Here is an 8,399-nt window from a genome sequence, read left to right as displayed (position 1 = left end):
AAATCAATGGGGCCAGAGCCTAGTGGCCGGGCGGGACCCGATCGACCACGCCGCCCGTGACCGGCGCGGGCAGCCAATGCTCGGACAGCAGCTTCTCGGCCACGTCGAGAACACTCTTGTCCATCCCGGATGCGGCAGTCAGAGGTCTGGGACAGCAGCCAGAGTTGCGGGCGCAGGACCAAATCGTAGGACCGCAGCCCGCGGGACTGCATCGGGTCCGCGCTGATGTCCGTAACGATGGCGTTCCACGATCGTCGGTCGCCATTCCCGATCTCGACACTCACATCAACCAGCTTGCCCAAAAGGTCCGCCGGCGTGAGGTCCGGCAGCTTCGAACGCACTGCCCCTCGGATTTCGAACAGATCCGAAATCGCTTTCCGCACACTCAGCTTTTGCGCCAACAGCTGGTCATCGCCGAGCGGTGTCGCGATCCCAAGAATCCGCTCAGCCTGAAGGACGTCCGATTGATCATTCATCGGGCACACCTTTGCTGTTCCAGGGCCGTGACCCAAACATCAGCACATGCCCCTATCCGCGCGAGCCCACCCGCGGGGCATCTCGGCCAAGAACCGCGCATCGGCAGACCGCGAAACGGCTGTTTCACCTCGATCAAAGCTGGTTCGGCGGGAGGGCAAATCCCGCGCAGTGCGCCGGTTTTCGAGAAGGCATGGACAGGCGCGATCTGCCCTCAGGCATCGCCATCTATGTGGCCGGGCGGCGGCTTACGTGCCGGCCAAGAGGTATAGGATCATGGTCAGGGCGATTGACGGGATTGACGAGGTTCGTCCGCGAAGTGCCCGCGTCGTGAGCTTCTGGAAATCTCGGGGGATCACCCTCCCAAGTCGCCCTCGCCAGAGCCCGGTCAAAGGCCGCCGGTGCTTTCCCGAACCTCGAGCGACACCGACAGGCGGGTATCCTCGGGGACGTCGTGGCCGTCGATCAGGCGCAGCAGGATCCGGGCGGCGTGCAGTCCGATGGCCTTGCGCGGCTGGTGCAGGGTGGTCAGCGTGGGCGTCAGGTGGCGCGACAGCTCGATATCGTCGAAGCCCACCACCGACAGATCGTCAGGCACGCGCAGACCGGAGCGGCGCAGTGCGCCCATGAGGCCGCAGGCCATCTCGTCGTTGTCGCAAAAGATCGCCGTGGGGCGATCCGACATGGCGCACAGCCGCTCGGCCGCGGCTTGGCCAGATGCGAGCGAGAAGTCGCCCCGGATCACCACGTCGGGGGCAAGCCCGTGCCGCGCCAGACCGCGTTGGAACCCCGCCTCGCGGCTGCGGGTGAGCGAATTCGACGGCGGCCCCGTGACATGGCCGATTCGCGTATGCCCGAGCCCGGCGAGGTGATCGACGACCAGCTCGGCGCCGGCCTCGTTGTCGGCGAAAACCCGCGGAGCGGACAGCCCCGCGATCCATTCGCAGGCCTGCACCACCGGCGGACACTGGCTGCGGGTAAAGACGCCGGGGTCGAGGCTGCCGTCCAGCACGATCAGCCCGTCGCAGCGCGCGCGATTGGCGTAGTCGACCAGCCGCATCCGCGCGTCGCTGTTGATCGAGGTGTCGCCGACGATCAGGTTCAGCCCGGCGTCGCGCAGAACGTCCGAAATGCCCGAAAGGATCTCGGAAAAGAAGGGGTTGGCGAGGTTCGGCGCCAGCGCGAGGATGCCGCCGGTGCGCTGCTGGCGCAGGTGCCGGGCGCTCAGGTTCACCGAATAGCCGGTCTGATCCACCGCAGCCAGCACCGCCTTGCGGGTCTCCTCGGACACGATGTCGGGGGTCGACAGCGTGCGGCTGACGGTGGCGGTCGACACGCCTGCGATCCGGGCGACATCCTTGATGCGGGCGCCGCGGGCCGGGCTGTGGTCGTTCATCGTGCGGAACCTCGTTTTGTCGCCTGCGTGGTGTTACCCGCAGAAGGGGCCCGCAAAAAGAGGGCTTGTAAAGGTTTACATCCTGTGTTCCCGTAATGAAACCGATTACAGAGGCGGCTGGAGGAGCGGCTGCCTTGGATTGCGGCAAGGGAGGATGCATGAAGACCATGAAGGGCCCCGGCCTGTTTCTCGCGCAGTTCGTCGGCGCCGAGCCGCCGTTCGACAGCTTCGAGGGCCTGACCCGCTGGGCTGCCGACTGCGGCTATGCCGGGGTGCAGGTGCCCACGGTCGAAGCGGGCCTGATGGATCTCGACCGCGCGGCGACCTCCACCGGCTACTGCGACGATCTGAAGGGCCGCGCCGCCGAGGCGGGCGTCGAGATCACCGAGCTTTCCGCGCATCTGCAGGGCCAGCTGGTCGCGGTGCATCCGGCCTACGATCTTGCCTTCGATGGCTTCGCCGATGCGTCGGTCCACGGCGATCCGAAAGCCCGGCAGGCCTGGGCCGTCGACCAGGTGAAGAAGACTATCGACGCCGCCGCGAACCTGGGGCTCACCCAGATCGCCGCATTCTCGGGTGCGCTGGCGTGGCCGTTTATCTACCCGTGGCCGCAGCGCCCGGCGGGCCTGGTTGACGCTGCCTTCGACGAACTTGCCGCCCGCTGGCTCCCGATCTTCGATCATGCCGAGGACCGCGGCATCGACGTGTGCTTCGAATTGCACCCGGGCGAGGATCTGCACGACGGCGTCACCTACGAGATGTTCCTCGACAAGGTGAAGCAGCATAGCCGCGCGCGGCTGCTTTATGACCCGTCGCATTTCGTGCTGCAGGCGATGGATTACCTCGATTTCATTGACATCTATGCCGAGCGTATCTCGATGTTCCACGTCAAGGATGCCGAGTTCCGTCCCAACGGGCGGCAGGGTGTCTATGGCGGCTATCAGGCTTGGGTGGACCGCGCCGGCCGGTTCCGCAGCCCCGGTGACGGGCAGGTCGATTTCGGCGCGGTGTTCTCCAAGCTCGCGGCGATCGACTTCGACGGCTGGGCGGTGGTCGAGTGGGAATGCGCGCTCAAGCATCCCGAGGACGGCGCACGCGAAGGCGCGGCCTTCACCCGCGATCACATCATCCGCGTCACCGACCGGGCCTTCGACGACTTCGCGGGCGGTGAAACCGACGACGCGACCAACCGCAAACTTCTGGGGCTGGAGGGCTGAACATGGATGGTCACGTTCCCATCAGGCTGGGCATGGTCGGCGGCGGGGCAGGGGCCTTTATAGGCGATGTGCACCGCATCGCCAGCCGCATCGACGGCCAGTTCCGGCTGGTCGCCGGGGCGCTGAGCTCGACCCCCGAGAAGGCCGAAGAGAGCGCTGCCGCCATAGGCATCGCCCGGGACCGGACCTATTCCGACTGGGCCGAGATGGCCAAGCGCGAGGCGCGGCTGAAGGACGGCATCAAGGCGGTGGCGATCTGCACGCCGAACCACCTGCACGTGCCCGTGGCGCGCGAATTCCTCAAGCGCGGCATCCACGTGATCTGCGACAAGCCGCTGTCGTCGTCGCTGACCGAGGCGCGGCGCCTGCGGCAGGCCGCCGAAAAGTCGGACGCGCTTTTCGTGCTGACGCATAATTACTCGGGCTACCCGATGGTGCGGCAGGCCAAGCAGATGGTCGCCGCGGGCGACATCGGCGCGATCCGGGTGGTGCAGATCGAGTATCCCCAGGACTGGATGACCGACGCGGTGGAAACGCAGGGGGTCAAGCAGGCCGAGTGGCGCGCCGACCCCGAACGTGCGGGCCTTGGCGGCGCGACGGGCGATATCGGCACCCACGCCTATCACCTCGCGCGGTTCGTCACCGGCCTGACGCTCGGCAAGCTGGCCGCCGATCTCGACGCCTTCGTACCGGGGCGGCAGCTTGACGACAACGCACACGTGATGCTGCGATTTGCCGGCGGGGCCAAGGGGATGCTCTGGTGCAGCCAGGTCGCCCCGGGGCAGGAGAACGGCCTGCGCCTGCGGGTCTTCGGCGACAAGGGTGCGCTGGAATGGTTCCAGGAGTCCCCCAACCACCTGTGGCACACGACGCATGGCGAACCGACCCGGCGACTGACCCGCAACGGCCCCGGCACCGGAGAGGCGGCGGCGCGCGTCAGCCGCATCCCCGGCGGCCACCCTGAGGGCTACCTGGAGGGATTTGCCAACGTCTACACCGATGCCGCGCTGGCGATCCGCGCCCGTCAGCAGGGCAAGCCTGTGCCTGAGGGCGTGGATCTGCCGACACTCGAGGACGGGATCGAGGGCGTCGCCTTCGTCGAGGCCTGCGTCCGGTCCTCCGCGCGCGATGCCGCGTGGGTGGAGCTGAAGCAATGACCGCTCCGACGCTTGCACTGCACGACGTGTCGAAAAGCTTCGGCCCGATCGAGGTGCTGCACGGCGTGGATTTCGACCTGCGCCCCGGTGAGGTGCATGCGCTGATCGGCGAGAACGGCGCCGGCAAGTCGACGATGATGAAGATCCTGGGCGGCTACCTCTCGCCCACGGGAGGGGAGGTGCGGCTGGATGGGCAGCGCGCGGCGTTTTCCGACAGCGCCGAGGCCGAGGCCGCCGGGGTGATCATGATCCACCAGGAGTTCAACCTCGCCGACCATCTGAGTGTCGAGCAGAACGTGTTCCTGGGGCGCGAGATCCGGCGCGGGATCTTCCTCGACCACAAGACGATGCAGGCCAAGTCGCGCGACCTGATGGAGGCGCTCGAGGCGCGTGTGCCGCCGCGCACGCGGGTGTCCGATATCTCGGTCCCCGAAAAGCAGATGGTCGAGATCGCCAAGGCGCTGTCGCGCAACGTGCGCGTTCTGATCATGGACGAGCCGACCGCGGTACTGACGGGCGCCGAGGCGCGGGTGCTGTTCAAGCAGGTGCGCCGCCTGCGCGACGAGGGCGCGGCGATCCTCTTCACCTCGCACAAGCTTGACGAGGTGTCCGAGATCGCCGACCGCGTGACCGTCCTGCGCGACGGCGCGGTTGTGGCCCAGGGCGGTATCGATGAGTTTACCGAAGACGCCATGGCCACCGCGATGGTCGGCCGCGACGTCTCGGACCTTTTTCCCGCCAAGCGTGCGGGCGGCGACGAGATCATTCTGGAGGCCGCGCATGTCGACGTGCCGGGCCATGTCACCGGCGCATCCCTGTCGCTGCGCAAGGGCGAGATCCTGGGGATCGGCGGCCTTGTGGGGGCAGGGCGTACCGAGCTGATGGAGGGTCTCGTGGGCCTGCGCCCGCGCACCGGTACGGTCACGCTCAAGGGCACATCCCTGCCCGGGGGCGACGTCGCCTGTGCCCGCAGGCGCGGCTTCGTCTACCTGACCGAGGACCGCAAGGGCGCGGGGCTGCTGCTGGACAAGTCACTGACCGAGAACCTGACGCTGCCGGTCCTGCACCGTTACGCGCGCCCGCTGATCGACCGCAAGGCCGAGGCTGCCGCGCTGGACAAGGCCATAACCGATTTCGACATCCGCGTGCCGTCGCGCGACGTTAAGGTCGGCAACCTGTCGGGTGGCAACCAGCAAAAGCTGCTGCTGGCCAAGACCATGCTGTGCGACCCGGATGTCGTGGTGATCGACGAGCCGACGCGCGGCATCGACATCGGCACCAAGCAGCAGATCTACACCTTGATCCACCGCCTCGCGGAAGAGGGGCGCAGCATCATCGTCATCTCGTCCGAGATGCCCGAGCTTATCGGGCTGTGCAACCGCGTCTACGTCATGCACGGCGGCCACGTGGCGGGCGAGCTGACAGGATCCGAGGTGACGGAGGACAACGTGATCCGGCTGGCCACCGGCCTCGGATCGCAAAGGGAGGATGCGGCATGAGCACCGCTAGCACGAACGCAGGCGCCCGGCGCGGCATGAAAATCGATCTGCACGTTCTGGGTCCGATCCTTGCGCTGGTGGCGCTGATCGGGATCGGGATCGCGCTGAACTCGAATTTCCTGAGCTACGGCAACATCACCAACGTGCTGGCGCGCTCGGCCTTCATCGGCATCATCGCCGTCGGCATGACCTTCGTCATCACCGCGGGCGGGCTGGACCTGTCGGTGGGGTCGATGGCGGCCTTCATCGCCGGGCTGATGATCCTGTGCATGAACCTGCTGGTTCCCAGCATGGGCCAAAGCCTCGGCGTGATCCTGATCGGCATCGCCGTCGCGCTTGCGGCGGGGCTGGTTGCCGGCGCGATCAACGGCCTTCTGGTCACGCGCGCCGGGATCGAGGCGTTCATCGTCACGCTCGGGACCATGGGGATCTACCGCAGCCTCGTCACCTGGTTGGCCGACGGCGGCACGCTGTCGCTGGACTACGGCATGCGCGAACTTTACCGCCCGGTCTATTACGACGGAATCCTCGGCGTGTCCTGGCCGATCATCGTCTTCGCCATCGTCGCGATCTTGGGCGAGATCGTCATGCGCCACACCGCCTTCGGGCGCCATTGCGCCGCCATCGGGTCGAACGAGACGGTGGCGCGGTATTCCACGGTCGCGGTCACGCGGGTCAAGACGCTGACCTACATCCTGCTCGGCTGCCTCGTGGGGGTCGCGGTGGTGATGTACGTGCCGCGCCTCGGCTCGGCCTCGGCCTCGACCGGGCTTCTGTGGGAGCTCGAGGCCATCGCCGCGGTGATCATCGGCGGCACGGTCCTCAAGGGCGGCTTCGGCCGGGTCTGGGGCACCGTGGTCGGCGTGCTGATCCTCAGCCTGATCGGCAACATCCTGAACCTGACCGACATGGTCAGCCCGTATCTGAACGGCGCCATCCAGGGTGTCATCATCATCCTGGCCGTCGTGCTGCAACGCAAAGGCAGCACGGCCACCTGATCCACGTTTTTCATTGGGAGGAAGAACCATGACCAGACTGACACTGACCACCACCCTCGCGGGCAGCCTGCTGTGCAGCGTCGCGCTGCCGGCCGCGGCCGAAACCATCGGGGTGTCGATCCCCGCCGCGACGCACGGCTGGGCCGGCGCGCTGAACTTCCACGCCGAACAGACCGTGGAACGGCTGGAAGAGCAGTACGAGGATCTCGACTTCGTGCTGACCACGACGCCCGACCCGGGCACCCAGATCAGCGACCTCGAGGACATGGTCGCCACCCGCAACATCGACGCGCTGGTGGTTCTGCCCTTCGAAAGCGAGCCGCTGACCGGCCCGATCCAGCGAATCGCCGAAAGCGGCACCTGGGTCACCGTGGTCGACCGCGGCCTGTCGCAGGAGAACATCGAGGATCTCTACGTCGCCGGCGACAACGAAAGCTTCGGCCGCACCGCGGGCGACTACTTCGTCGAGACCCTCGACGAGGGCAGCAAGGTCGTCGTGCTGCGCGGCATCCCGACCAGCATCGACAACGAGCGGGTCGAGGCGTTCCAGGCCGCGCTTGACGGGTCGGGCATCGAGATCCTGGCGATGGAGCACGGCAACTGGAGCCGCGACGACGCCTTCACGGTGATGCAGGATTTCCTGTCTCGCTACCCCGAGATCGATGCCGTCTGGGCGGCGGATGACGACATGGCCGTGGGCGCCATCGGCGCGATCGAACAGGCCGGCCGCCAAGACGAGATGTGGGTCGTCGGCGGCGCCGGCATGAAGGAGATGGTCCAGCGCGTGCAGGACGGCGACAGCATGGTCCCGGTCGACGTGACCTATCCGCCGGCGATGATCGCCACCGCGATCGAACTGACGGCGATGGGCCTGATGTCTGACGGCGTGCCGATGTCCGGCGACTTCATCATCGCGTCCGAGCTGATCACTCAGGACAACGCCGACCAGTACTACTTCGAAGACAGCCCGTACTGATCCTGTCGCCGGGGCCGCGGGAGGGCGGCCCCGGCGATACTGCGCCCATATCGACACCGCAAAGCTGACCGGCCCTGCATCCGTCGATGAAATCGATTGCAGGGCCACCAAGGGAGGACACCATGACCCACCATTTCCGCACCACCACGCTCGCCACGTTGCTGGCCTCGGCCGTCGCGCTGCCGGCCGCCGCGCAGGATGCGCTGCCCATCGCGGTCCAGATGTACACGCTGCGCGATTACGGCACGCTCGAGGAGCAGCTTCAGGCGGTCGAGGACGCGGGTGTCACGGCGATCGAGACCGTGGGCACCCATGACGTCACCGCCGAGGAGATGACGGCGCTGCTGGACGAGCATGGCATCGAGGTGATTTCGAGCCACGTGCAGCTGGATACCCTGCGCGACGGGATCGAGGACAGCGTCGCGTTCAACAAGGCCATCGGCAACGACACGATCACCGTGCCCTATCTTGCCGAAGAGCAGCGCCCGACCGATGCCGAGGGCTGGCAGGAGCTGGGCGAGGAGCTGGGCGGCCTCGCCGCCGAGCTCGCAGCCGAGGACATGCGGCTGGCCTATCACAACCACGATTTCGAGATGGTCGACTATGACGGCCGGACCGCGCTTGAACTGATGTTCGAGGCCGCAGGGCCCGAGCTTCTGGCCGAGATCGACCTGGCCTGGGT

8 protein-coding genes are annotated in these 8,399 nt (G+C 66.9%); 6 read left to right on the top strand and 2 right to left on the bottom strand.

Annotation, left to right across the window (positions count from 1 at the left end; translation table 11 throughout):
* Together EKE94_RS18360 and EKE94_RS18355 are read right to left on the bottom strand one after the other, a co-directional pair.
* A partial coding sequence (locus EKE94_RS18360; RefSeq protein ID WP_268878295.1) for a contractile injection system protein, VgrG/Pvc8 family occupies positions 1-476 on the bottom strand: 476 nt, incomplete at its 3' end.
* Positions 477-862: 386 nt separating this feature from the next.
* Entirely contained in the window at positions 863-1,870 is a 1,008-nt protein-coding gene (locus tag EKE94_RS18355; protein WP_127908087.1) for a LacI family DNA-binding transcriptional regulator, read from the bottom strand.
* 158 nt (positions 1,871-2,028) lie between these two features.
* Here EKE94_RS18355 and EKE94_RS18350 point away from each other — a divergent pair, with 158 nt between their 5' ends.
* From EKE94_RS18350 to EKE94_RS18325, 6 genes are all read left to right on the top strand, one after another.
* Entirely contained in the window at positions 2,029-3,087 is a 1,059-nt protein-coding gene (locus EKE94_RS18350; protein ID WP_127908086.1) for a sugar phosphate isomerase/epimerase family protein, read from the top strand.
* Positions 3,088-3,089: 2 nt separating this feature from the next.
* Positions 3,090-4,244: a Gfo/Idh/MocA family protein gene (locus tag EKE94_RS18345; protein WP_235856105.1), complete on the top strand. Its 1,155-nt coding sequence runs from the start codon at positions 3,090-3,092 to the stop codon at positions 4,242-4,244.
* Entirely contained in the window at positions 4,241-5,743 is a 1,503-nt protein-coding gene (locus EKE94_RS18340; protein WP_127908085.1) for a sugar ABC transporter ATP-binding protein, read from the top strand. The genes EKE94_RS18345 and EKE94_RS18340 overlap by 4 nt, the downstream gene beginning before the upstream one ends.
* On the top strand, positions 5,740-6,741 hold the full coding sequence (locus EKE94_RS18335) for an ABC transporter permease (protein ID WP_164871035.1): 1,002 nt from the start codon (positions 5,740-5,742) through the stop codon (positions 6,739-6,741). Before EKE94_RS18340 ends, EKE94_RS18335 begins: the two co-directional genes overlap by 4 nt.
* Positions 6,742-6,769: 28 nt before the next feature.
* The gene (locus tag EKE94_RS18330) at positions 6,770-7,717 is read left to right on the top strand and encodes an ABC transporter substrate-binding protein (protein WP_127908084.1); all 948 of its coding nucleotides are present in this window, start codon (positions 6,770-6,772) and stop codon (positions 7,715-7,717) included.
* A gap of 122 nt (positions 7,718-7,839) precedes the next feature.
* A partial coding sequence (locus EKE94_RS18325) for a sugar phosphate isomerase/epimerase family protein (RefSeq protein WP_164871033.1) occupies positions 7,840-8,399 on the top strand: 560 nt, incomplete at its 3' end.

Origin of the sequence: Mesobaculum littorinae, from assembly GCF_004011175.1 — a bacterium.
In the GTDB taxonomy this organism is placed as follows: domain Bacteria; phylum Pseudomonadota; class Alphaproteobacteria; order Rhodobacterales; family Rhodobacteraceae; genus Tranquillimonas; species Tranquillimonas littorinae.
This window is presented reverse-complemented; position numbering and strand designations above follow the sequence as displayed.